The 23,778-nt window shown below is 74.6% G+C and carries 24 protein-coding genes, 1 tRNA gene and 1 pseudogene; 20 read left to right on the top strand and 6 right to left on the bottom strand.

All coding sequences use genetic code 11. From position 1 onward, the window contains the following. Window positions 1-51: 51 nt before the first annotated feature. The 5 genes and pseudogenes from eno to ACFFHU_RS00475 all read left to right on the top strand — a co-directional run bounded on the left by eno (window position 52) and on the right by ACFFHU_RS00475 (window position 4,288). Window positions 52-1,335: a phosphopyruvate hydratase gene (gene eno / locus ACFFHU_RS00495; protein WP_377334501.1), complete on the top strand. Its 1,284-nt coding sequence runs from the start codon at window positions 52-54 to the stop codon at window positions 1,333-1,335. Window positions 1,336-1,462: 127 nt separating this feature from the next. Further along, the gene (locus ACFFHU_RS00490; RefSeq protein WP_377334499.1) at window positions 1,463-2,080 is read left to right on the top strand and encodes an FtsB family cell division protein; all 618 of its coding nucleotides are present in this window, start codon (window positions 1,463-1,465) and stop codon (window positions 2,078-2,080) included. Beyond that, window positions 2,077-2,601 (top strand): annotated as a pseudogene (locus ACFFHU_RS00485) (DUF501 domain-containing protein); the annotation flags it as partial. The gene ACFFHU_RS00490 and the pseudogene ACFFHU_RS00485, both read left to right, overlap by 4 nt. 82 nt (window positions 2,602-2,683) lie before the next feature. Next, window positions 2,684-3,202: an amino-acid N-acetyltransferase gene (locus tag ACFFHU_RS00480; RefSeq protein WP_377334497.1), complete on the top strand. Its 519-nt coding sequence runs from the start codon at window positions 2,684-2,686 to the stop codon at window positions 3,200-3,202. Window positions 3,203-3,226: 24 nt separating this feature from the next. Beyond that, a complete protein-coding gene (locus ACFFHU_RS00475) occupies window positions 3,227-4,288 on the top strand; it encodes a Ppx/GppA phosphatase family protein (protein ID WP_377334857.1) in 1,062 nt (353 codons plus the stop codon). Between the two features lie 847 nt (window positions 4,289-5,135). Here the strand turns inward: ACFFHU_RS00475 and ACFFHU_RS00470 are convergent. Further along, entirely contained in the window at window positions 5,136-5,684 is a 549-nt protein-coding gene (locus ACFFHU_RS00470) for a DUF402 domain-containing protein (protein ID WP_377334495.1), read from the bottom strand. Window positions 5,685-5,756: 72 nt separating this feature from the next. Here ACFFHU_RS00470 and ACFFHU_RS00465 point away from each other — a divergent pair, with 72 nt between their 5' ends. Continuing rightward, a complete protein-coding gene (locus ACFFHU_RS00465; RefSeq protein ID WP_377334493.1) occupies window positions 5,757-6,284 on the top strand; it encodes a nuclear transport factor 2 family protein in 528 nt (175 codons plus the stop codon). A gap of 75 nt (window positions 6,285-6,359) precedes the next feature. Here the strand turns inward: ACFFHU_RS00465 and ACFFHU_RS00460 are convergent, their stop codons facing one another. Then, window positions 6,360-7,181, bottom strand: coding sequence for an SAM-dependent methyltransferase (locus tag ACFFHU_RS00460; protein ID WP_377334491.1), 822 nt, complete (start codon window positions 7,179-7,181; stop codon window positions 6,360-6,362). A gap of 153 nt (window positions 7,182-7,334) precedes the next feature. On the opposite strand from ACFFHU_RS00460, the gene ACFFHU_RS00455 reads away from it, so the two are divergent. The 9 genes from ACFFHU_RS00455 to ACFFHU_RS00415 all read left to right on the top strand — a co-directional run bounded on the left by ACFFHU_RS00455 (window position 7,335) and on the right by ACFFHU_RS00415 (window position 14,848). Next, a complete protein-coding gene (locus tag ACFFHU_RS00455) occupies window positions 7,335-7,667 on the top strand; it encodes a PadR family transcriptional regulator (RefSeq protein WP_377334489.1) in 333 nt (110 codons plus the stop codon). Window positions 7,668-7,725: 58 nt separating this feature from the next. Continuing rightward, complete coding sequence (locus ACFFHU_RS00450) at window positions 7,726-8,751, top strand: HAAS signaling domain-containing protein (protein WP_377334487.1); 1,026 nt, start codon at window positions 7,726-7,728, stop codon at window positions 8,749-8,751. Between the two features lie 184 nt (window positions 8,752-8,935). Next, window positions 8,936-9,622, top strand: coding sequence for a dienelactone hydrolase family protein (locus ACFFHU_RS00445; protein ID WP_377334485.1), 687 nt, complete (start codon window positions 8,936-8,938; stop codon window positions 9,620-9,622). Between the two features lie 76 nt (window positions 9,623-9,698). Further along, window positions 9,699-10,475, top strand: a complete 777-nt coding sequence (locus tag ACFFHU_RS00440) for a uracil-DNA glycosylase (protein WP_377334483.1) — start codon at window positions 9,699-9,701, stop codon at window positions 10,473-10,475. 16 nt (window positions 10,476-10,491) lie between these two features. Beyond that, window positions 10,492-11,241, top strand: coding sequence for a DUF4129 domain-containing protein (locus tag ACFFHU_RS00435; protein ID WP_377334481.1), 750 nt, complete (start codon window positions 10,492-10,494; stop codon window positions 11,239-11,241). A gap of 46 nt (window positions 11,242-11,287) precedes the next feature. Then, the gene (locus ACFFHU_RS00430; protein ID WP_377334479.1) at window positions 11,288-11,905 is read left to right on the top strand and encodes a hypothetical protein; all 618 of its coding nucleotides are present in this window, start codon (window positions 11,288-11,290) and stop codon (window positions 11,903-11,905) included. After that, window positions 11,902-12,903, top strand: coding sequence for an AAA family ATPase (locus ACFFHU_RS00425; protein ID WP_377334477.1), 1,002 nt, complete (start codon window positions 11,902-11,904; stop codon window positions 12,901-12,903). The genes ACFFHU_RS00430 and ACFFHU_RS00425 overlap by 4 nt, the downstream gene beginning before the upstream one ends. A gap of 56 nt (window positions 12,904-12,959) precedes the next feature. Then, on the top strand, window positions 12,960-14,291 hold the full coding sequence (locus tag ACFFHU_RS00420; protein ID WP_377334855.1) for a DUF58 domain-containing protein: 1,332 nt from the start codon (window positions 12,960-12,962) through the stop codon (window positions 14,289-14,291). Next, window positions 14,291-14,848, top strand: coding sequence for a hypothetical protein (locus ACFFHU_RS00415; RefSeq protein ID WP_377334853.1), 558 nt, complete (start codon window positions 14,291-14,293; stop codon window positions 14,846-14,848). The genes ACFFHU_RS00420 and ACFFHU_RS00415 overlap by 1 nt, the downstream gene beginning before the upstream one ends. 19 nt (window positions 14,849-14,867) lie before the next feature. Here ACFFHU_RS00415 and ACFFHU_RS00410 read toward each other — a convergent pair whose 3' ends face one another. Further along, a complete protein-coding gene (locus ACFFHU_RS00410) occupies window positions 14,868-16,697 on the bottom strand; it encodes a hypothetical protein (RefSeq protein WP_377334475.1) in 1,830 nt (609 codons plus the stop codon). Between the two features lie 98 nt (window positions 16,698-16,795). Between ACFFHU_RS00410 and ACFFHU_RS00405 the strand changes: the two genes are divergently transcribed. The 3 genes from ACFFHU_RS00405 (at window position 16,796) to ACFFHU_RS00395 (ending at window position 18,262) form a co-directional block, all read left to right on the top strand. Continuing rightward, window positions 16,796-16,876, top strand: a tRNA-Leu gene (locus ACFFHU_RS00405). Between the two features lie 98 nt (window positions 16,877-16,974). Then, on the top strand, window positions 16,975-17,826 hold the full coding sequence (locus ACFFHU_RS00400; protein ID WP_377334473.1) for a Bax inhibitor-1/YccA family protein: 852 nt from the start codon (window positions 16,975-16,977) through the stop codon (window positions 17,824-17,826). A gap of 118 nt (window positions 17,827-17,944) precedes the next feature. Next, window positions 17,945-18,262, top strand: coding sequence for a hypothetical protein (locus ACFFHU_RS00395; RefSeq protein WP_377334471.1), 318 nt, complete (start codon window positions 17,945-17,947; stop codon window positions 18,260-18,262). Window positions 18,263-18,332: 70 nt separating this feature from the next. On the opposite strand, the gene ACFFHU_RS00390 is transcribed toward ACFFHU_RS00395, so the two are convergent. The 3 genes from ACFFHU_RS00390 to ACFFHU_RS00380 are packed head-to-tail and all read right to left on the bottom strand — an operon-like array spanning window position 18,333 to window position 21,555. Continuing rightward, a complete protein-coding gene (locus ACFFHU_RS00390; protein WP_377334469.1) occupies window positions 18,333-19,595 on the bottom strand; it encodes an acetyl-CoA C-acetyltransferase in 1,263 nt (420 codons plus the stop codon). 47 nt (window positions 19,596-19,642) lie between these two features. Then, a complete protein-coding gene (locus ACFFHU_RS00385; RefSeq protein WP_377334467.1) occupies window positions 19,643-20,458 on the bottom strand; it encodes an SGNH/GDSL hydrolase family protein in 816 nt (271 codons plus the stop codon). Further along, window positions 20,455-21,555: an SGNH/GDSL hydrolase family protein gene (locus ACFFHU_RS00380; protein ID WP_377334465.1), complete on the bottom strand. Its 1,101-nt coding sequence runs from the start codon at window positions 21,553-21,555 to the stop codon at window positions 20,455-20,457. The genes ACFFHU_RS00385 and ACFFHU_RS00380 overlap by 4 nt, the downstream gene beginning before the upstream one ends. 263 nt (window positions 21,556-21,818) lie before the next feature. Between ACFFHU_RS00380 and ACFFHU_RS00375 the strand changes: the two genes are divergently transcribed. Then, window positions 21,819-22,175 carry a YkvA family protein gene (locus ACFFHU_RS00375; protein WP_377334463.1) on the top strand — a complete coding sequence of 119 codons (357 nt, stop codon included), beginning with the start codon at window positions 21,819-21,821 and terminating at the stop codon, window positions 22,173-22,175. A gap of 127 nt (window positions 22,176-22,302) precedes the next feature. Continuing rightward, window positions 22,303-23,673 carry a cystathionine beta-synthase gene (locus ACFFHU_RS00370; RefSeq protein WP_377334461.1) on the top strand — a complete coding sequence of 457 codons (1,371 nt, stop codon included), beginning with the start codon at window positions 22,303-22,305 and terminating at the stop codon, window positions 23,671-23,673. Window positions 23,674-23,778 lie beyond the last annotated feature (105 nt).

Below are 23,778 nucleotides of genomic sequence, written 5' to 3'. Positions count from 1 at the left end.
GGCCGCGCCGTCGCGGCCCGATCGGTTTCAACGACAACGAGGAGCGACACAGTGGCCACCATCGAGGGAATCGTCGCCCGGGAGATTCTCGACTCGCGCGGGAACCCGACCGTCGAGGTCGAGGTCGGGCTGGACGACGGCACGGTGGCGCGGGCGGCCGTGCCGTCGGGCGCCTCCACCGGCGCGTACGAGGCGATCGAGCTGCGCGACGGCGACCAGGACCGCTACAACGGCAAGGGCGTCGAGAACGCGGTCACCAACATCGAGGACCGGGTGGTCGACCAGCTGATCGGGTACGAGGCGAGCGAGCAGCGCCTGATCGACCAGAAGATGCTGGACCTCGACGGTACGGCCGACAAGTCCGGGCTGGGCGCGAACGCCATCCTCGGCGTCTCGCTGGCGGTGGCCAAGGCGGCCGCCGGCAGCGCCGAGCTGAGCCTGTTCCGCTACCTGGGCGGCCCGAACGCGCACCTGCTGCCGGTGCCGATGATGAACATCCTGAACGGCGGCGCGCACGCGGACTCCAACGTCGACATCCAGGAATTCATGATCGCTCCGATCGGCGCCCCGACCTTCCGCGAGGCGCTGCGGTACGGCGCCGAGGTCTACCACGCGCTCAAGTCGGTGCTGAAGAAGCGTGGCCTGAGCACCGGGCTGGGCGACGAGGGCGGCTTCGCGCCCGACCTGCCGACCAACTCGGCGGCGCTGGACCTGATCGGTGAGGCCGTGGAGAAGGCCGGCTACCGGCTTGGCACCGACATCGTCTTCGCGCTCGACGTGGCGGCCACCGAGTTCTTCGACAACGGCGTCTACACGTTCGAGGGCGCCGGAAAGTCCGCCGACGACATGGCGGCCTACTACCACAAGCTGCTCGACTCGTACCCGATCGTGTCGATCGAGGACCCGCTGGCCGAGGACGACTGGAGCGGCTGGAGCACGCTCACCGCCTCGGTCGGGGAGCGGATCCAGATCGTCGGGGACGACCTTTTCGTCACCAACCCGCAGCGGATCGCGCGCGGCATCGCCGAGAAGGCCGCCAACGCGGTGCTGGTCAAGGTCAACCAGATCGGCTCGCTCACCGAGACCTTCGACGCGGTGGACCTGGCGCACCGGGCCGGCTTCCGGACCATGATGAGCCACCGGTCCGGCGAGACCGAGGACACCACCATCGCCGACCTCGCGGTGGCCATGGGCTGCGGTCAGATCAAGACCGGCGCGCCGGCCCGCTCCGAGCGGGTCGCCAAGTTCAACCAGCTGCTGCGGATCGAGGAGGAGCTGGCCGACGCCGCGCGCTACGCCGGCGCCGGCGCCTTCCCGCGGTACCGTTCCGCCTGACCGGCACGCCGTCCGGGGCCGGTCCGCCCGGTCCCGGACGGTCTGCGCAGACTAGGGTCGGGGCAGGGACCTCGGCCGAGCCGAGGACCCTGACCCCGACCGAGCGTGGGGAGGAGCCCCGCCGGCCATGAGCCAGCGCCGTACACCCAGCGGGCAGCGGCCCGCGCGCCAGCCCGGCCGACCGGCGGTCCGCGGGACCGCCCGGGAGACCCGCGTCCGGGCCACCGGCCGGGCCGGCTCCGGCCGCAGCCCGGCGCCGGGCCGGGACGCCAGCCGGTCCGCCAACCGGCCCGCGTCCGCCCGCCGGGCCGCCGCGGCCGGCGCCGCCGAACGCACCAGCGCGGCCGCGCCGCGCCGGATCACCGGGCGCGCGACCGTGCTGTTCGGCGTGATCATCGCCCTGGCCCTGGCCTACACCTATCCGGTACGCCTCTACCTGACCCAGCAGTCCGAGATCGCCCAGCTGGAGGCGGCGCAGAACGCCCAACGCAAGCGGATCGGGGAGCTGAGCGACCAGGCGGCGCTGTGGCAGGACGACAACTACATCAAGACCCAGGCCAGGAAGCGGTTCTACATGGTGGAGCCCGGGGAGACGCCGCTGATCCGGCTGGACGACCCGGCCGGCGCGGCCCGGGACGCCGGTCAGAACCCGGCCGCCACCAAGCCCGGTCCGGCGGCGCCCTGGTCCGAAACGCTGTGGTCCAGCATCCAGGCCGCCAACGGCGATGGGCAACCGGGCTCATGAGCGCCGCTGACGACGTACCGCCGCCGGAGCGTGCGGAGGCCACGGCGGGTGACCTGGCCGCGGTGGCCGCGCAGCTCGGACGCCGGCCCCGGGGTACGCGGGCCGTGGCGCACCGGTGCCCGTGCGGGTTGCCGGACGTCGTGGAGACCACGCCGCGGCTGGCCGACGGGACGCCGTTCCCCACCCTGTTCTATCTGACCTGCCCGCGCGCCACCGGCGCGTGCAGCCGGCTGGAGTCGGCCGGGCTGATGAAGGAGATGGCCGAGCGGCTGGCCACCGATCCCGACCTGGCTGCCCGGTACCGCGCGGCGCACGAGGACTACCTGGCCCGCCGGGAGGCCATCGGTCGGGTGCCGGAGATCGCCGGCGTCTCGGCCGGCGGCATGCCGGGCCGGGTCAAGTGCCTGCACGTGCATCTCGGGCATGCCCTGGCGGTCGGCCCCGGGGTCAACCCGTTCGGCGACGAGACGCTGGCGGCCATCGACCCGTGGTGGACGGCCGGCCCGTGCGTCGAGCTGCCGGACCTTGCTCCCGGCGTGGAGTCGGCGGAGCGGACTCGGGACGGCGCGCCGGTGGACGGCTCCGGGCCGGGTCTGGGCTGACGTGAGCGAACCGGACGTGCTGGTGCGGCGGGCCCGGACCGCGGACGTGCGCGGCATCCGTGAGCTGATCGACACCTACAGCCCGGAACGCCGGCTGCTCAGCAAGGCCACCGTCACGCTGTACGAGGACGTGCAGGAGTTCCGGGTGGCCGTGCGGCCGTCCGACGGCCGGCTGGTCGGCTGCGGGGCGCTGCACGTGATGTGGGAGGACCTCGCCGAGATCCGGACCGTGGCCGTGCATCCGGACTGCCGGGGGCGGCGGATCGGGCACCGGATCGTCGAGGAGCTGCTGTCGACCGCCCGCGAGGTCGGGGTCACCCGGGTCTTCTGCCTCACCTTCGAGACCCGGTTCTTCGCCTCGTTCGGGTTCGCGGAGATCGATGGGGCGCCCGTTCCGTCGCCGGTGTACGAGCAGCTGCTCCGCTCGTACGACGAGGGCGTGGCGGAGTTCCTGGATCTCGAACGCGTCAAGCCGAACACCCTCGGGAACACCCGGATGCTGCTGCGGCTGGCTGGGTAGGTTCGTCCAATGAGCGCGACACGGGTGGCGGCGATCGACTGCGGGACAAACTCCATCCGGCTGCTGGTGGCCGACCTGCCGGAGCCCGACCGGGCCCCCGGCCCCGGGGGTCCCGCGGACGGTCCGTCGGAGCCGGCGGGCGGTGGGGCGGAGCCGGCGGGCGGTGAGTCGGCGGCCGCGGCGGCGCCGCTGCGCGATGTGGTGCGCCGGATGGAGATCGTCCGGCTGGGTCAGGGCGTCGACCGGACCGGCCGGTTGGCCCCGGAGGCCATCGAACGGACCCGGGTGGCGTTGGCCGACTACGCGGCCGAGATCGAGCGGACCGGCGCCGAGCGGGTCCGCATGGTGGCCACGTCGGCGTCCCGGGACGCGAGCAACGCGGACGAGTTCCGGGCCATGGTGAGCCGCACGCTCGGCGTCGAACCCGAGGTGGTGACGGGGGACGAGGAGGCCCGGCTGTCGTTCACCGGCGCCGTCCGCGGCCTGCCGCCGGACGCCCGGGCCCCGTTCCTCGTGGTGGACATCGGCGGCGGCTCGACCGAGTTCGTCGTGGGCGCGCGCACGCTCGAGGCCGCCATCTCGATGGACATCGGCTGCGTCCGGATGACCGAGCGGCACCTGCACGGCGATCCGCCGACCGTGGACGAGATCGCCGCGGCCCAGGCCGACATCACGGCGGCGGTGGACCGCGCGCTCGACGCCGTGGGTCGCGGTGCTTCCGGCGGCGGCCGGCAAACCGGCGGCCGGCAGGCCCGTGGCGTACCGGGCCGGGAGGCCGCGACGCTGGTCGGGCTGGCCGGTTCCGTGACGACCGTCGCGGCCATCGCGCTCGGCCTGCGCGCGTACGACCCGGGCCGGATCCACCACGCGCGGATCCCGTACGACGACGTGGCGAAGGTGACCACCGAGCTGCTTTCGATGAGCTCCGAGCAGCGCCGGGCGATCCCGGTGATGCACCCGGGCCGGGCGGACGTGATCGGGGCCGGCGCGCTGGTCCTGCAGACGATCATGCAGCGGGCCGGGATGGACGCCGTGGTGGCCAGCGAGCACGACATCCTCGACGGCATCGCCTGGAGCCTCTCCTGAGGCGGCGGCTCCCCGCGGAAGATCGACACAACATCGGCGTACCAGGGGTATCGCGGTCGCCGGTGTCCACCGACTTCGCCGATCTCGTGTTGACCTTGGTCTTTTAGCATGCTCGGCGGGGAAGCCGGCCATTGTCCACAGGGCCGGTCCGGGTTGCCGGCACGGGCTGTCCACAGGGGTGCCGGGAGGTGGGTCCGAGCGGAACCCTGGGAGCATGCCTCCAGGTCCCGCCCGCCCCTCGGCCCTGGCCTGGCGCGTCTTCCGCGGCTCTGAGGCGATCCGGCGAGGCCTACTCACGCCTGACCAGCTGCGCGGTCGCGGCTGGATCCGGCTCGGCCGGGACGTGTACGCCGACTCCAGGCTGGAACGGGATCATTCGCTGGCCTGTCAGGCAGTTGCCCTGCGGTTGCCGCCAACGGCCGTCATCGCCGGACCATCGGCAGCGTATCTGCATGGCGTCCACCACGCCGCGACGTTCGGCGACGAGGTGCATGTGCTGCTTCCCGGACCGGCGCGGCTCGACTCGCGGCGCGGGCTGCGAGTGCACTCGACCCGGTCGGCGTCGGTGGGGCGGCCCACCGTCGGCGGCTTTGAATCACCCACCGGAGGTGCGGTTCGGGTCGGGGGCCGGAGTGATCCACCGCGCCCGAGTGTCGTACGCATGACCCGCGACGGCCGGTTACCTTGCAGCGGCGCCACGCCGGCGGCCTGGGAGACGGCGGTCTGGCTTGATCCGGTCCGCGGCTGGCGCCCGTGATCAACGCGACATCGGCGTACCGGGGGTGTTGCGGTCGCTGGCATCCCCCGACTTCGCCGAACATGTGTCGATCAAGGGAGCCCGGGCGGGTCAGGAGTGCCGGGCGGCTGTGGCGCCGGGAGGGCCGGCCGGGGCCACCCGGGCCAGCCAGCGTCGGTGGGCGCCGCCGAACGGTTCGGCCGCGGCCGACACGGCCGCCATCAGCCAGTCCGCCGCGGCGCTCGCCTGCGCCACCACCTCCGCCGGGTAGCCGTACCGGATCTGGTGCTCGGCGAACTCGTCGTCGTCGTACCGCTCGACCCGGCCGTCGGCCCGGATCCGCCCCACATCGAGGTCCAGGTCGATCATCGTCACCGTGTGCGGGTCGGGCCAGGTCGCCGGCGTGGTGATGTCGCAGTAGATCTCCAGCCGCGCCGGCTCACCGTTGAAGACCGCCGTCCACCAGCCGCTTCCAGGCACGAGCAGGACGTGCGGCTGGGGGATTGTGATGGGTGGCCCGTCCGCCCCCTTGCGCATGATGGTCCCCGGCGGTGCGCCGAGCCAGCTGCCGTGCTCGTCGGCGCCCAGCCGGGTCATCGTCTGGTGGTAGTGCAGCGAACCGTCGAACTTCGTGTACGCCACCCGCACCGCGTCGCCCATGCGTTGACCGTACCGATGGATGCCCGTCCCCATGGGACAGTGGGAACCGGGCCAGTATCGGGGGAGGATCCGGTGACCGCATCGCGACAGAGGCAGGCGTACGAGGAGACCGTGGCCGCGTGGCGGGCGGCGGGTGAGCTGGGCGACGCGGAGGCGGCGGCCCGGTGCCTCAGCGCGGACGTCGAACTCATCTCTCCGCTGACCGCGCAGTTCCGGTTTCATGGCCCGGACGAGATCCGGGAGATGCTGACCGCCGCCTTCGAGGTGATCGAGGACATCCGGTTCCACACGGCGGTCGGCGAGGGCGACACCCGGGCGTTGTTCTACCACGCCCGGGCCGGTGGGGAGCGGGTCGAGGAGGCGCAGTTGCTCCGGCTGGATCGGGACGGGCACATCCGGGAGATCACCCTGTTCGGCCGCCCGCTGCCGGCGCTCACGGCCGTGCTGGCGGGGATCGGCCCCCGGCTGCTGCGTCGGCAGTCCCGGCCCGCGCTGGCCCGGGTGGTGAGCCTGGCCAGCGCGCCGCTGGCCAGGCTGACCCGGTTGGGCGATCGCCGGCTCGTCCCGCTCGGCGACCCCCGCCGAGGCCGGCGGAGCTGACCGATCAGCCGCCGAGGCCAGCGGAGCTGACCGATCAGCCGCCGAGGCCGGCGGAGCTGACCGATCAGGGCACGGTCAGGGCTTCCGGGCCACCGCGCCGTACACCGACACCGCCGCGTCGGACGGCGGCTCGGCGTCGGCGTCGGGCCGCCAGTGCGTCACCACCTGGAGACCGGGCTCCACCAGTTCGAGGCCGTCGAAGAACCGCTCGATCTCGGCCCTCGGGCGGACCCGCATGGTCACCCCCTGGAGCCGGTAGATCTCCGCGATCTTCTCCCAGGCCGCCGGCTCGAAATCGCCGGTGAGGTGCGAGAGCGCGAGGTAGCTGCCGGACGGCAGGGCGTCGAGCAGGCGGCGCACGATCTCGTACGGCTGGTCGGAGTCGCCGACGAAGTGCAGGATCGCGATGAGCAGCAGCCCGACCGGCTGGTCCAGATCGATCACCTTGCGCAGCCGCGGCGAGCCGAGGATCCCGTCCACGTCGCGCAGGTCGGCGTCGAGGTACTCGGTGCGGCCCTGCTCGGTGCCGGTGAGCAGCGCCCGGGCGTGCGAGAGCACGATCGGGTCGTTGTCGACGTACACGACCCGGGCCGTGGGGTCCACCTGCTGGGCCACCTGGTGCACGTTCGGCGCGGTGGGGATGCCGGTGCCGATGTCGAGGAACTGCCGGATGCCGCCTTCGGCCGCGAGGTAGCGGACCGCGCGGGCCAGGAAGGCGCGGTTCTCCCGGGGCGGCACCCGGCTGTTGCCGTTGGCCTGCAGCCCCTTCTCCGCCGCCGCCCGGTCGGCGGCGAAGTTGTCCTTCCCGCCCAGCAGGTAGTCGTAGACCCGGGCCGGGTGCGGATAGTCGGTGCGCAGGTCCACCGGCGGCCGGTCGGCCTGCTCGTAGTTGGGCACCGGAAAACTGTCGGTCAACTCAACCCCCGGGATCCGTCGGTGACATCTGCACTCTAGAGGCGGTCGCCGATTCCCGGCCATCCCGGTCACTGCCGGGTCGGGTCTACGGTGCGTCTGTTGAGCTATCTCGCAATGCGCAGTAGTGTGCGACGCGTGGACACCACGCAGTTGCTCAAGGGCGTGCTGGATCTCGCGGTCCTGGCCGTGCTCCGGGACTCCGACGGCTACGGGTACGACATCATGCGCCGGCTGCGCGAGGCCGGCCTCGATGAGGTCGGCGACGCCTCCGTGTACGGCACGCTGCGCCGGCTGTTCGGCGCCGGCCTGCTGACCACCTACGTGGTGCCGAGCGAGGCGGGACCGCACCGCAAGTACTACTCGCTCAACAAGGCCGGCCGCGAGCACCTGGCCCGCTCCGGCAAGGTGTGGCGGTCGTTCGCCCACACTATGAACTCTCTGCTGGAGGATCGGGGGATCGCCGCGTGAGCGCGAGGAGTGAGCCGGGGTTGCGAGCCCCGCAGTCGCGAACGAAGGGTGGCGCCGCGTGAGCGTCATCAGTGGACAGGAGATCACCGAGTACGTCGGGCGGGTGCACGTCGCGCTGGCCGATCTCCCGCCGGACGTACGGCGGGAGCTGTTGGAGGATCTGCCGGAGCATCTCACCGAGGTCGGCGCCGAGTCGACCGGCTCGCTGATCGACCGGCTCGGACCCCCCGAGGCGTACGCGGCCGAGCTGCGGGCGGCCGCGGGCCTGGCGGAACCGGCGGACGGCGAGGCCGCGCGGCCGGATCGCGCGGCGGCGCTGCGGCGCGCCCTCGCGGACCGGCTCACCGCGCTGGACCTGGCCACCGGCCCGCTGCTGGGGTACGCCCGGACCAGCGAGTTCCTCCGGCTGCTGCGGCCGGCCTGGTGGGTGCTGCGCGGCTATCTGCTGGTGCTCGCGTTGAGCATGTTCGGCGACGGCCCGACCGTGCTGCCCCGGCTGGGTGGCAGTCCCCTGGTCGCCATGCTCTTCCTGCTGGCCGCGGTGATCGGTTCGGTCTGGTTGGGTCGCCGGAGCGACGGGTTGACCGGCCTGCGGAAGGTTGCGGTGCACGGCGCCGGGGCGCTTCTGGCCGTGATCGGGCTGGCCGGGCTGGTGGGGGCCGACGGCATGGCCCGACAGAACGGGTACTTCGCCCCGTCCTACAGCGACAACCCGTACACCAACGTGCAGGACCTGTACGTCTACGACAGCGAGGGCAGATTGGTCGACGGCGCCCGGATCTTCGACCAGAACGGCCGCCCGATCGAGCTGGGCTACCCGGACTGGTGTCCCCAGCCGTCGGTCGATCCGACGGCCGAGCCGGCCCAGGAGCGCGCGAGCGACCACGTCAGGTACGCGTACCCGTTCTGCCCGGCCGAGGCCCCGTTCCACGGCCTCGGTCGAGGGCCGGCCGCCACCGGCGAGCCGGCGCCCTCCATCGGCCCGGCCACCCCGGCCGCCACCGGCCCGGCCACCTCGGCCGCCACCGGCCCGGCCACCCCGGCCGCGACCGGTCAACCCACGCCGGCGGTGACTCGCTCCTGACGATCCGGCCACGACAACGTGAACACAGGAGGGATACGCCACGTTGTCGGTGCCTTCCCCGGCAGCACCACGGCATGGCACGCTACCGGCACGTAGCAGCACGCCTCGGATGTCCGGCCGATGGACCTCGGCCGGACGGACTGTGCGACCAGCCAACGATGACTGACCGACAGGAGGACGGCCGATGGGCGAGATGGTGAGCTATCGCAGCAACGGGGGGACCAGTGAGGGCTACCTCGCGGTGCCCAGCGGCGGTGAGACCTGGCCCGCGGTGATCGTCATCCAGGAGTACTGGGGGCTGGTCGGGCACATCAAGGCGGTGGCCGACCGGTTCGCCGGGGCGGGTTTCGTGGCGCTCGCCCCCGACCTCTACCACGGCGCCACCGCGGTCGAGCCGGACGAGGCCGGAAAGATGATCATGGGGTTGGCCATGGACCAGGCCGCCCGGGACATCGCGGGCGCCGCCGATTATCTGGCGAACCGGCCCGAAGTGACCGGCAAGGTCGGCGCGGTTGGCTTCTGCGCGGGCGGCAGCCTCGCGCTCTGGTCGGCCACCCTCTCCGAGCGCATCGTCGGGGCGGTCGGGTTCTACCCGGTGCTGCCCTGGGAGCGGATGCGTCCGGACTGGTCGGACTACGCCGGCAAGAGCGCGCTCATCCACTGCTCCGAGGAGGACGGCACGTCCGCCGCCGAGGGCGTCCAGGCGGCCCGGCGGGCCGTCGAGGCCGCCGGCGGCCAGTGCACCGTGTACGACTACCCGGGCACGTCGCACGCGTTCTTCAACGACGACCGGCCGGAGGTCTACCACCACCCGGCCGCGGCCAGCGCCTGGGCCCGCACCCTCGAATTCTTCCGAGCGAAACTTGGCTGAGCGCCGCCGGAGCCGGGGTGTGGCGGAGGCGGGGTCGGCCGCCGGGACTCAGGCTGAGCGCCGCCGGAGCCGGGGTGTGGCGGAGGCGGGGTCGGCCGCCGGGGCTCAGGCTGAGGCCGGGCCGCGTACCGCTGCGGCGGTCGCCGATCGGGCCGGGCGGGCGGCCGACCTCGACGCTCTCGACGCCGCGGTCAGCGACTGCTTCGCCTGCCCGCGCCTGGTCGCCTGGCGCGAAGAGGTCGCCCGGGTACGCCGGGCCGCCTTCCGCGACCAGGAGTACTGGGCGCGTCCGGTGCCCGGCTTCGGGCCACCGGACGCCCGGATCGGCATTCTCGGCCTCGCCCCGGCCGCGCACGGCGGCAACCGGACCGGTCGGGTCTTCACCGGCGACCGGTCCGGCGATGTGCTGTTCGCGGCGCTGCACCGGGCCGGCCTGGCCAACCAGCCGACCAGCGTGGCCGCCGACGACGGGTTGGCGCTGCGGTCCACCCGCATCTTCGCGGCGGTCCGGTGCGCGCCGCCGGACAACAAGCCCACGCCCGCCGAGCGGGACACCTGCGCGCCGTGGCTGCATCGAGAGCTGGAGCTGATCCGGCCCACCCTGCGGGTGGTGGTGGCGCTCGGCGCGTTCGCCTGGGCGGCCTGGTGGCCGGCGTACCGGGCGGTGTACGGCGAGCGCCCGCCCAGCCCGCGCCCGGTGTTCGGGCATGGGGCAGACTGGTCCGGCGGGGCGGGCCCGAGGCTGCTCGGCTGCTATCACGTCAGCCAGCAGAACACCTTTACCGGGCGGCTCACCCCGGCGATGCTCGACGAGGTGTTCGAGCGGGCGAAGCGACTGGCCGAGGTGGACTGACCCAGCGGGAGGGCGCATGGACCGCGATCCGGTGCGCCGGTGGTGGCCCTCGCTCGTGGTGGTCGGGCTGCTCGCGGTGGCCGCGGTGGCTGCCGGGCACTCGTCGATCGGGATGCGCCGGATCCCGCCGGCGAGCGAGGACGTGCCGTTCGCCCCCGAGTACCCGACCGACCTGCCGACCCCGTCGCCGGTGGCGCCGCTGCCGTCCGGCGTCGCGCAGGACCAGCCCGCCCAGCTGCCCGGTTGGCTCGGCCCGGCCCTCCTCGGTCTGGTCGTGCTGGTGGTCCTGGTGCTGCTCGGGGTGATCCTGTGGGCCATGTTGGGCCGCGGGCGGCGGCGCGCCGGCCGGCTCGCTCCGGCCACCCCGCTCACCCGATCGACCGAGCAGACCACCGAGGACGTCGTGGCCGCTGTCGATGCCGGGCTCGGGCAGCTGGACGACGCCGCCACGGACCCGCGTACCGCGGTCATCGCCTGCTGGGTGCGGTTGGAGGAGGCGGCGGCCGCCGCCGGCGTACCGCGGCGGGTCGGCGACACCCCGACGGACCTGGTGGCGCGGCTGTTGCGCGGCGACCGCGCGGCCGGGGCGCCGGCGATCGCCAGCGCCGACGTGCTGGCCGAGTTCGCCGGCGTCTACCGGGAGGCCCGGTACGCCACCCACGTGGTCGACCAGCGGATGCGCGACCAGGCCCGGGCGGCGCTCGGCAGGCTGCGCGCCGAACTCGTGAGGCCGCGCCGGCCGGCTGAGGTGGGTGAGCCGGCATGATCGGGCGCAGCGCGCAGCACCGGCTGGGGCGTGGTCGGTGGGCGGCATGACCGAGCGCGGCGGCGACCGGGTGGTGGACCTCGGCATGGTCGAGCCGGCGGCGGAGCCGGAGGCGAACGCCGGGATCGAGGACCTGCTCGGGTACGAGGACGAGCCGGCGTCGAACCGGCGCCGACGCTCGGGCCGGTGGTTCCGGACCGTGCTGGTGGTGGCCGCGGCCACCGCCGTGGTGATCGCGGCGCTCCGGGTGGTCGGCCTCGCCGTCTCGGTGCTGGCCGTGCTGGCCGGCGTGCTGGCGCTGATCTTCATCCGCCGGGCGGCCGCCGTGGCGTCCCCGGCGCCGGCGCCCGGTGGGTACGCGCCGGGCGGCGGCCCCGGCCCGGCGGGTCGGGACGGCCTGAGCTGGGCGGTCGGCCGGTGGGTCCGCACCCTCGACTGGACGAGCGGGGACGCCGACCGGTACGACAACCTGGTCCGGCCCCGCCTCGCGGCGCTGGCCGACGAGCGCCTGCGGCAGCGGCACGGCGTCACCCTGGCGACCGACCCGACCCGGGCCCGCGCCCTCCTCGGCGACCCGCTCTGGACGGCGTTGACCGTTCCGGCCCGCCGCTCACCGTCGCCGCGGGATCTCGCGGCCATCGTCGACCAATTGGAGCAGATATGAACGACCTCCCCGCGGTGAGCGTCGCGGACGTTGCCGGGCTGGCCGGCGAGGTGCTCGACGCGGTCGGCTCGGTGGTGGTCGGCAAGCGGGACGCGCTGGAGCTGGTGCTGGCCGGCATCCTCGCCGGCGGGCACGTGCTGCTGGAGGACCTGCCGGGACTGGGCAAGACGCTGACGGCCCGGTCCTTCGCCCAGGCGCTCGGCCTCGACTTCCGCCGGCTGCAGTTCACTCCGGACCTGCTGCCGGCCGACGTGACCGGTTCGTTCCTGTACGACCAGCGCAGCGGCGACTTCAGCTTCCGCGCCGGACCGCTGTTCACCAACCTGCTGCTGGCCGACGAGATCAACCGGACCCCGCCCAAGACCCAGGCCGCGCTGCTGGAGGCCATGCAGGAGAAGCAGGTCTCGGTGGAGGGCGTCACCTACCGGCTGGATCCGCCGTTCCACGTGCTGGCCACGGCCAACCCGATCGAGTACGAGGGCACGTACCCGCTGCCCGAGGCGCAGTTGGACCGGTTCCTGCTCCGGGTCTCGTTCGGCTACCCGCAGCCCGACGAGGAGTGGGACGTGCTGCGGCGCCGCATGTCGCGGCGGCAGGAGGAGACGATCCTGCCGGCGGTGGTCGAGCCGGCCACCCTGCGGGCCATGCAGGCGGCGATCGAGGACGTCGAGGTCGAGGACTCGGTGGGCCGCTACATCGTGGCGCTCGCGACCGCCACCCGCGAGCACCCGTCGGTGCTGGTGGGCGCCTCGCCGCGCGGCTCGCTGGCCCTGTTGCTGCTGTCCCGGGCACGGGCCGCGCTGGCCGGCCGGGACTTCGTGGTGCCCGAGGACGTCAAGGAGGTGGCCGTCCCGGCGCTCGCGCACCGGATCACCCTCAAGCCGGAGATGTGGCTGCGCCGGGTCGATCCGGCGTTCGTCGTGGGCGAGGTCCTGGCCGGTACGCCGGCCCCGGCCAGCGGCGCGCTGCCGAGCCACGCCCGCGGGGCGGCCCGTTGACCGGCGCCGCGGCGGCGGAAGGCGGGGCGGAGCCGGACGGCGCTGCCGACGAGGGGATCCCGAGCTGGGCGCCCACTCGGGCCCTCGGCCGGGCGGTGCTGCTCACCGGGCTGCTGCTGCTCGGCGCCGTCCTGCTGGGCCGGGTCGACCTGGTGGTGCTCGCGGCGCCGTTCGCGCTGGGCACCGCGTACGCGCTGCGCCGCCGGCCGGTCGAACTGCCGGCGGTCTCGGTCGGGGTCGACGACACCCACCTGGTGGAGGGCGGCCCGGTCACCGCCGCCGTCACCGTCGGCGCGCCGGGACCGGTGACCTACGACCTGGCCCTGGTGCGGACCCGGGTGTCGCCGTGGTTGCACATCGAGCGGGCCGGGTTCGCGACCGACCGGGAACCGCCCGTCGCGGCGGTGGACCGGCCGTTCGTCACCACCGTGCCGGCGGCGGCGGCCATCGGCCTCGACCTGGCCGGCCGGACCCGGCGGTGGGGCCGGCACCAGGTCGGTCCGGCGGGCGTCCGCGCGGCGGCCTGCGACGGGCTGCTGGTCAGCCGCCCGGTGTTCGCGACCGCGGAGCGGGTCCGGGTCTACCCGGCCACCGACCCGTTCGAGGCCGTCGAGGCGATGCCGCGGGCCGCCGGCCTGGTCGGTGGCCACCGGTCCCGGCGCCCCGGCGAGGGCGGCGAGCTGGCCGGCGTGCGGATCTTCGCCCCCGGCGACCGGCTGCGCCGGATCGACTGGCGGGTCTCGCTGCGGTCCCGGCAGCTGCACGTGGCGGCCACCCTGTCCGACCGGGACGCCGAGGTGGTGCTGCTGCTCGACGTGCTGGCCGAGGCGGGCCGGTCCGGCGGCATCGGCGGACCGGCCTCGGTGCTGGACACCACGGTCCGGGCCGCGGCCGCAATCGCCGAGCACTACCTGCACCGGGGCGACCGGGTGTCGCTGTTCGAGTACGGCCTGAGCGCCCGCCGGCTGCGCCCGGCGACCGGCCGCCGGCAGTATCTGACGGTGCTGGAGTGGCTGCTCGACGTCGAGGCCGACGCGTTCGAACACGAGCCGTTCGACCACGTGTTCGGCCCGCACCTGCTCTCGGCCGACGCCCTCGTGGTGGTGCTCACCCCGCTGCTGGAGGACCGTTCCGCCGAGATGCTGGCCCGGCTGGCCCGGGCCGGCCGGTTCGTGGTGGCCGTCGACACGCTGCCGCCCGCCGCGCCGGCCGGGGAGCAGGGGCTGCCGCAGCTGGCCCATCGGCTCTGGCGGCTGGACCGGGAGAACACCATCGGCCAGCTGCGCGAGCACGGCGTGCCGGTGGTGACCTGGGCCGGCTCCGGCAGCCTGGACCTGGTCCTCCGGGACGTGGCCCGGCTCGCCACCGCGCCCAGGGTGGGCCGATGATCGACACGGTCACCGGGTGGCTGGCGTCGGCCCGGCGCGCGGCCGGGCGGGCCACCGCCGTCCCGCTGCTGGTCCGGGGCGGCGTCTTCGTCGCCATGCTGGTCGCGTTCGTGCTGGCGGCGCCGGTGGGGTCGCTGACCGGCCGGCCGTTCGGCCTGCTGGCCGCGGTGGCGCTGCTGCCGGCCATCGGGCCGCGCCGGCTGTGGACCACCGCGGCCGTGCTGCTCGCGGTGGGCGTCTGGCTGGTGACCACCACCGCGTACGACCAGCCCATCGCGCCGTGGCGGCTGCTCGGCCTGGCCGGGGCGCTCTACCTGGCGCACAGCCTGGCCACGCTGGCCGCGCTGCTGCCGTACGACGCGGTGGTCGACCCGGCGGTCCCGCTGCGCTGGCTGGGCCGGGCGGCGGCCGTGGCGCTGGTCGGCGCGGTGCTCGGGCTGGTGCTGCTGGCGGTGGCGGGGGTGGGCGTCCCGGTCGGGCTGCCGGCCACGCTGGCCGGGCTGGCCGTGGCCGCCGGCCTGGCCGCCCTGCTCGGCTGGCTCGTCCGCCGCCCCTGAAGGCCCGGCCCCCTTTCCCCTATCTGACCTTCCAGAGCCAGACGTCCGCGTCCCGGGTGGCCGGCCCGAGCAGCGCCTCCACGGTGCCGCGCAGGCTTTCCGCGTGCGGCGCGCCGTCGACGAGCACCACGCAGGACGCGTTCCAGAAGTCGAGGTCCTGCCGCGCCTGCTGGCGCTCCCGGGGGCCGATCGGCGGGATGACCCCCAGCCGGGCCACGTCGGCCAGCAGCGCCGAGGTGGGCTGCTTGTAGGTGCCCATCGAGGCGCCGTGGTCGTCGCCGTACGGGCCGATGAAGAAGCCCTCCGGCATGGCGAAGCCGACGTCCTGGCTGGCCGCCCAGCGCATCGCCCACGGCTCGCTCGGGGTGGGCAGCGGCACCGGCACCAGCACCCCGGTGGGCCGGACGCAGTCCCGCCAGCGGCCCGCCGAGAAGAATTCCGGGACCGGCGGCCGGTCGGTGGTGGGCAGCGGGGCAGGCAGCACCGGCACGAGGGCCGCCGCCAGCACCGCGGGCGCCACCCAGCGGGCGGCCGGCCACCGCAGCCCGCGGGCCCGGTCGACGGCCAGCACCAGCACGGTGGCCAGCAGCGGTACGAGCGCGAGGGCGAACCGCATCGGCAGCGCGCCGTCGATCACCGGCAGTTCGAGCAGCAGCGTGTACGGCGTGGCGACGGCGGTCCGGTGCCCGTGGACCACCAGCTCCGGTCCGAGCGACAGCGCCGCCATGACGACGGCGGCGGTCGTGCAGGCCACCGCCACGGGCCGGCGCAGCAGCCAGCCTGCGGCGAGCAGGCCGAGGACCAGCAGCGGCCAGCCGAGGAACGTGTTGTATTCGGACGGGCCGGTGCTCAGCCGCTCCGCGTCGGGGCCACCGGCCAGGGACAGCGGGGAGAACGCCGGGAAGCTGGCCAGGTCGGCCGAGAAGTATGCCGGGCTGAACAACCCGTTGCGAACTCCCTGCGGTCCCTTGAACTGGAACCAGAGCGGGAACGCCAGCACGGCGGCGGCCAGCAGCGCGGCCGGGATCAGCCCGGCGGCGACGCCGGGCAGGACCCGCCGGGCCAGCCGGGGGGAGGTCAGCGCGTACGCCACGGCGAAGACGGTCAGCGAGACGGCGGTGAGGAACAGCACCTCCTCACCGATGAACACCTGGGCGGTCACCGCGGCGGCCAGCCCGACCGCCGAGGTGCTGATCCGGCGCCGGTCCCGACCGGCGTGCTCGGGGTCGGCGGCGCGCACCATCCGCACCAGCAGCCACACGATGACCGGGACCAGCCATTGGGCGGTCATGTGCAGGTGGCTGTTGGACTGCGACACCATGCCCGGTCCGAAGCCGCAGAGCGTGGCCCCCAGCGCCGCGGCCGGCCGGCTGGCCCGCAGCGTGCGGGTGAAGAGCAGATACCAGGCGATCGCCGTGCCCGCGAGGTTGGCCGCGGCGATCAGCGCGAACGTGGTGGCCGCGCCGAACAGCAGCGTGACCGGCGCGAACAGCGCGCCCAGCGCGATCACCGTGGTGTTGGCCATCAGGTTGACGCCGTCCGGCACGTTGAGCCGGTCGCTGAGCAGGCTGAAGTCCCCGAGCAGCAGCCGGGCGTCGCTGGCCAGGAACCACTCGTAGAGAGTCTGGTCGGCCGGGTTCAGCGCCAGCGCCCGGTGGGCCGGGTCGGGCCACAGCCCGTGGGTGAGCCAGCCGGCGGCCAGCAGGAAGAGCACGCCGATCATGAGGTCCAGCCGGTGCGTACGCGCCATGGAGATCAACCGGGTCCGACGGAGTCCTGCGGGGGCCGCGGGCGCGATCGGGGCCGTACCGGGCTCGACCTCGTACGCCGCGCGGGCTGTGCTGGTCACGACTTTGACCCTAGTGCCGGGCGGCCGGCGGGGTGCGCCGGGTGGGCATCGACCCGCTACGGTGACAGGGCCGGACCGCTGCGCGGCGCCGGCGCCCGGCCCGGGTGGTGGAATGGCAGACACGGCCGCCTTAAAAGCGGCTGCCGCGAGGCGTGCGGGTTCGATCCCCGCCCCGGGCACCGCTGGCCCCGTCCAGCGGATCGCCGACCCGCTGGCGTCGGGGCACTACCCTTGAGGCGCACGTTGTCGTGCCACGACCCCCCAAGGGAGGCCTGGAGTGAAGACCACCAACCCGGTGCTCAGCCGGTTCGGCCGGACCGCCGTGCGGGAGCGAGGCGCCGGGTACGCCGCCGGTGCCGGCTACCAGCAGCCAGCGTACGGGCAGGGATACCCGCCGGCCGGTTACCCGGAGCCCTCGGGCTACCCGAACGGGGCGTTCCCCACCTCGCCCGTCAGCACCCGGACGATGACCATCGACGACGTGGTGGTCAAGACCGCCACGCTCCTCGGCCTGCTGGCCGCGTCGGCCGCGGCCGCCTGGGTCCTCATCCCGGACGCGTTGCTCGGCGCGGCCTGGATCGGCGCGGCGGTGGTCGGTCTGGTGCTGGGCCTGATCATCTCCTTCTCCCGGATGGCCAACCCGGCGCTGGTGGTCGCGTACTCCGTGGTCGAGGGCGTCTTCGTCGGCATGGTGAGCAAGTTCTTCACCTCGGTGGCCGGCTACGACGGCATCGTCCTGCAGGCCGTGGTGGCCACCTTCGGCGTCTTCTTCGCCATGGTGCTGCTCTACAAGGCTCGGGTGGTCCGGGCCACCCCGCGGTTCACCCGGATCCTCATCGCGGTGATGGGCGGCCTGTTCGCGGCCATGCTGATCAACTTCGTGCTGGCCCTGTTCGGGGTGGACACCGGGCTGCGCAGCGGCGGGCCGGTGGCCGTCGGGTTCAGCCTGATCTGCATCGTGGTGGCCGCGCTGAGCTTCGTGCTCAACTTCGCCGAGATCGAGGAGGGCGTCCGGGCGGGCCTCCCGGAGCGATACTCCTGGATGGCCGCCTTTGGGATCCTGGTCGGCTTGGTCTGGCTCTACCTCGAGGTGCTGCGGCTGCTCAGCTACTTCCAGGGCGACGACTGAGCGCACGCCCGTCCGACCCACCGGCGCCCGTCCTCCCGTTGCGAGGGCGGGCGCCGCGCCGTCCTGGCGCCGGGCGGGCCGCCGGTGACCAGGGTCTGCCGGCGGTAAACTGCCGCGGATGAGCGCCGAGCTGACCCGGGAGGTCGACCTGCTCGCCCGGCAGGTCGGGCACTGGGAGGCGCCGCGCTGGGCCGCCAAGGCGGACCGGGGCAACGCCGCGCGCGCCGACCTCGTACACCGGCTGGTCCAGGAGATCGCCAACCGGGCGGCCGACGCGGCCGGTGAGCCGCGCCGGACGGTACCCCGGTTGGACAACGACCTGGCGCTTCCCGATCAGCTCCGGGTGGTGGCCGCCGACCTGGCGGCCGCGGATCCGGCGGCGCCGGTGCTCGCCGACGCCGCCGCCCAGGTCCGCGCCACCCGCCTGGCGCTGTGACCCGCCTGGCGCTGTGACCCGCCCGACGCTGTGACCCGCCCGGCGCTGTGACCTCGCCGGGCGCGGTGGCTCAGCTGAGGCGTTCCAGCACCATGGCCATGCCCTGGCCACCGCCGACGCACATGGTCTCCAGCCCGATCGTCCGGTCGTGCCAGTCCAGCGCGTTGAGCAGGGTGCCGGTGATCCGGGCGCCGGTCATCCCGAACGGGTGCCCGACGGCGATCGCCCCGCCCATCACGTTGAGCTTCTCCAGCGGGATGCCGAGCTGCCGGTACGACGGGATGACCTGGGCGGCGAACGCCTCGTTGATCTCCACCAGATCCACGTCGTCGATGCTCATCCCGGCCCGAGCCAGGGCCTGCCGGGACGCCTCGACCGGGCCCAGCCCCATGATCTCGGGGGAGAGCGCCGTGACGCCCGTGGAGACGATCCGGGCCAGCGGGGTGATCCCGAGATCCCGGGCCCGCTGCTCGCTCATCACCACCACGGCCGCGGCGCCGTCGTTCAACGGGCAGCAGTTGCCGGCCGTGATCCGCCCGTCCGGCCGGAACACCGGCTTGAGCCCGGCCACCCCCTCCAGGGTCACCCCCGGGCGCGGGCCGTCGTCGGTGCTCACCACGGTCCCGTCCGGGGTGGTCACCGGGGTGATCTCGCGGGCCCAGAAGCCGCCCGCGATGGCCTTCTCGGCGAGGTTCTGGCTGCGCACCCCGAAGTCGTCCATGTCGGCCCGGGTCACGTCGTACACCTGGGCCAGGTTCTCCGCGGTCTGCCCCATGGCCAGGTAGATGTCCGGCAGTTCGCCGGTGGCGCGCGGATCGGTCCAGGTGTCGGCGCCGCCGGCGGCCCGGGCGGCGGATCGCTCGCGGGCGGCCGCGAAGCGCGGGTTCTCCCAACCGCCCCCCACCAGGGCCTGCGCCTCCGGGGGTAGGCCGTCGGAGCTGCCGCGGGCGTACCGGGAGACCATCTCGACGCCGGCCGAGACGAAGACGTCGCCCTCGCCCGCCGCGATCGCGTGGAACGCCATCCGGGTGGTCTGCAGCGACGAGGCGCAGTAGCGGGTGAGCGTGGCGCCGGGCAGGCCGTCCAGGCCGAGCAGCGTGGCCACCACCCGGGCCATGTTGAAGCCCTGCTCCCCGCCGGGCAGGCCGCAGCCCAGATAGAGGTCGTCGATGGTGCCCGGATCGAGCTGCGGCACCTTGTCCAGGGCCGCCCGCACGATGGTGGCGGCGAGATCATCCGGCCGCAGCTCCCGCAGCGAACCCTTGTGGGCCCGGCCGATCGGTGAGCGGGCGGTGGCGACGATGACGGCGGTACGGGACGGGTCGGTCGGCATGGCACCACGTTAACCCGCGGGTAACTTGCCCGGGAAGGGAGTGTGGCTCAGCTCCGACTGGCCACGGCGGCCGCCTCGGCCACCGCCGGGAGCAGCGCGTGCGCCCACACGCGGTATCCGTCGGCCGAGGGGTGGTAGCCGTCGGGGCACAGCGTCCCCGCGTCGGCCCGGAACACCGGGCCGGTCTCCGCGGCCAGGTCGACCACCGCGCCGCCGGCCGCCCGTACGGCTTGGGCCTGAGCCGCCGCGGTGCGCCGGCCGAACCAGCCGGCGAGCTGGCGTAGCGGCGGCGCGATTGCCCGGACCGCGCCCAGATCCGGGCAGGTGCCGACCACCACCTGGACCCGGGCGGCGCGCAGCCGGCGCACCGCCGCGCCCAGGTGACCGGCCGCCTCGGCCGGCCGGCGCAGCCCCGCCGCGTCGGCGGCCCCGACGAGGATGACGGCCACGTCGGGGCGGGTGCCCAGCAGCGCGCGGGCCACCTGGGTGGCCAGATCCGTCGACCGCGAGCCCACCACGCCCACGCTGGACAGGTGCACCCGGCGGCGACCCGCGCCGGCCCGGCCCACCCCCTCGGCCAGCAGCCGGGCGAGCTGCCCGCCCGGGGTGTCCTCGACCCGGGCGACGCCCACGCCGAGCGCGGCCGAGTCGCCCAGCAGCACGAGCCGCAGCGCGGGCGCGCCGGCCGGGCCGACCTCGCACCGCAGCGCGAGCCCGGGCTCCGGCTGGACGTACCGGCGGGCGCCGGCGAGGACGGCCTCACCGGCGAGGACCGCGGCCCCGCTCACGGTGCCGGCCAGCAGCGTCATGGCGGCCGTCCGGCCGATCCGGGCGGCCGCGGGCCGGGGGATGGAGCCGGTCATGTCGCACCCTCCTCAACCGCTGCCGGCGGGGTCGCGGCCGCCGGTGGCGTCCTGACCGTCACCGGGGTGGTGGCCGGCGGGGCGGCCGGACCGCCCTGGGCGTGCCCGAACCACGGCCGGCGGCGGCGCAACCGCGCCCACCGACCCGCCGGGCCGTGCTCGCGGCCGTTCAGCCGCGCGGCGCTGACCTCGGTGCCGGCGTGCCGCGCGGCGACCTGCGCGGCCACGGGAAGCGACCGTACCCCGGCCGCGTCGCCCGTTCCACCGTCCGGCCGGCCCGTCCCGGCCAGCGCGGACAGGGCCGTCGGCAGCAGCGCGGCCGCGGCCATGGCGTACCCCTCGGCAGACGGATGGAAGTGGTCCCAGGCGAACATCCGGGTCGGCTCGGCGGCGAACCGGGGCCCGAGCAGGTCACCCAGCGAGACGGTCCAGCCGCCCGCCTCGACGACCGCGACGGTCTGCGCGGCCGCCAACTGACGGCTCCACCGCCGGGCCAGCCAGCGCAACGGCGGCTTGATCGGCTGGATGGCGCCCAGATCGGGGCAGGTGCCCACCACCACCTCCGCGCCGGCGCCACGCAGCGCCCGCACGGCCTCCACCAGAAAGCGCACCGCGACCGGGACCGGGGTCCGGTTGGTGACGTCGTTGCCGCCGATCAGGATCACCGCGAGCTCGGGCCGGTGCTCGAGGGCGGCCTCCACCTGCGGCACCAGGCCGGCGGAAAGCGAGCCCACCACGGCCAGCCGATGCAGCCGGACGGGCCGCTGCAACCGGCGGGAGATCCCGGTGGCCAGCAGCGCGCCGGGCGTCTCCCGGGGCCGGTGCACCCCGTAGCCGGCGGCCGAGGAGTCACCGAGGACGACCAGCGAGAGCGGCGGACCCGGGAACCGGGCGCCATAGACCCCGTCGCCGCGCGGCGGCGGCGCCTCGGCCAGCGGGATCACCCGCCGGGCCCGCCGGGCCTGCCCGATCAGCACGCCGGACGCGGTCAGCGCGGTGATCGCGGTGGCGCCCACGCCCACCACGGCCAGCTTGGCGGCCCGCCGTGCCACGTCCCACGGCGCGGTCACCCCGGACACCGCTGCGGCCTGACCCATCAAGCGCCCCCCGGCCCTACGCGAATCCTTCCTGCGAAATTCGAGGCTATCGCGATCGGGTGGCGGCGCGCTGTCTGCGATGCGGCGTTCCGGGGTGGAAGAGCCGACTGTCGCTCGCCGGTCCGCCGGTCCGCCGGTCCGCCGGTCCGCCGGTCCGCCGGTCCGCCGGTCCGCCGGTCCGCCGGTCCGCCGGGGTGGCGGGCCGTCGGGGTGCCGGGGTGGCGGCCGGGGCGCATCATGGAATGCGGAGAAGGAGGACGGCGATGGCCAAGACCCTCAAGCGCACGGCCGCGTTCACCGCGCTGGCCCGGGCGTTGACCGCCGGGGCGCGGGGCGGACCGTCCCTGTCCGCCCGGCTCGCCGCGCTGCCCCGGATGATCCGGGCCACCAGCCGCGGCGAGTACGACGGCGGCCTGCGGCTCGCGATGATCGCCGCGGCCACCGCCTACGTGGTGTCACCGGTGGACATCGTCCCCGAGGCGTTCTTCCTGCTGCTGGGCCTCGTCGACGACGCCGTCATGGTCACCTGGCTGGCCGGCGCGGTGCTGTCGGAGACCGAGCGCTTCCTGGCCTGGGAGGCGGGCCGGGCGCCCGTGGTCCCCGGACACGTCGCGCGCTGACGGCACGTACGCTGGTCGGGTACGTCCGAAGCAGGCCCGGCCGCCTGCCGGTGCCCTCGCGGCGGTGTCGCCGTCCGGTCATGGTCCAACCGCGCTGCCGGCCTGCCGAACCAGAGAGGCACCCGGAGTGCGCTACTACGACAACGTGGTCGACATGATCGGCAACACCCCGCTGGTGCGGCTACGCAACGTGACCGCCGGCATCCAGGCGACCGTCCTGGCCAAGGTCGAGTACATGAACCCCGGCGGATCGGTGAAGGACCGGATCGCGCTGCGGATGGTGGAGGACGCCGAGGCCGCCGGGATCCTCCGGCCCGGTGGCACGATCGTCGAGCCGACCAGCGGCAACACCGGCGTCGGGCTGGCGCTGGTGGCGCAGCTCAAGGGCTATCGGTGCGTGTTCGTGTGCCCCGACAAGGTGAGCCAGGACAAGCGGGACGTGCTCAAGGCGTACGGCGCCGAGGTGGTGGTCTGCCCCACGGCCGTGGCGCCCGAGGACCCGCGCTCCTACTACAACGTGTCGGACCGGCTGGCCCGGGAGATCCCCGGGGCCTGGAAGCCGGACCAGTACTCGAACCCGGCCAACCCGCGCTCGCACTACGAGACCACCGGCCCGGAGGTGTGGGACCAGACCGAGGGTCGGATCACCCACTTCGTCACCGGGGTGGGCACCGGCGGCACCGTCTCGGGCATCGGCCGCTACCTCAAGGAGGCGTCCGGCGGCTCGGTCCGGATCATCGGCGCCGACCCCGAGGGCTCGGTCTACTCCGGTGGCACCGGCCGGCCGTACCTGGTCGAGGGGGTCGGCGAGGACTTCTGGCCGGAGACGTACGACCGGAAGATCTGCGACGAGATCGTCGAGGTGTCGGACAAGGACTCCTTCGAAATGACCCGGCGGCTGGCCCGGGAGGAGGGCCTGCTGGTCGGCGGCTCCTGCGGGATGGCCGTGGTGGCCGCGCTGGAGGTGGCTCGCCGGGCCGGACCGGACGACGTGGTCGTGGTGCTGCTGCCGGACAGCGGCAAGGGCTATCTCTCCAAGATCTTCAATGACGACTGGATGGCCCGGTACGGCTTCCTGGCGACCGGCGGCAGCGAGGCGACCGTGGCCGAGGCGCTGGCCAAGAAGCCGGGCGGCCTCCCCGAGCTGGTGCACGTGCACCCCACGGAGACGGTCCGGGACGCGATCGACTACATGCGCGAGTACGGCGTCTCCCAGTTGCCGGTGCTCAAGGCCGAGCCGCCGGTGGTGACCGGCGAGGTGGCCGGTTCGATCGCCGAGCGGGACCTGCTGGACGCCCTGTTCACCGGTCAGGCGCACCTGCACGACACGATCGAGCGGCACATGGCCCCGCCGCTGCCGATGATCGGCGGCGGCCAGCCGGTGAGCGAGGCGGTCAACATGCTGGAGAAGTCGGACGCCGCGCTCGTGCTGGTGGACGGCAAGCCCAAGGGCGTCCTCACCCGCCAAGACCTCCTGGCCCACCTAGGCGCCCGCTAACCCCCACCCCGGCCCGCGAGGCGCCGGGTCTCCTCCGCGATCTTGCACTTCGGGCCCCCGATCCGCCCCCTCTGCGGCGTATGTCGGGGCCGAAAGTGCAAGATC

Origin of the sequence: Plantactinospora siamensis, assembly GCF_042434095.1 — a bacterium.
Classification (GTDB): domain Bacteria; phylum Actinomycetota; class Actinomycetes; order Mycobacteriales; family Micromonosporaceae; genus KBS50.
The sequence above is the reverse complement of the archived record's forward strand: the minus strand, read 5'-3'. Positions and strand labels throughout refer to the sequence as shown.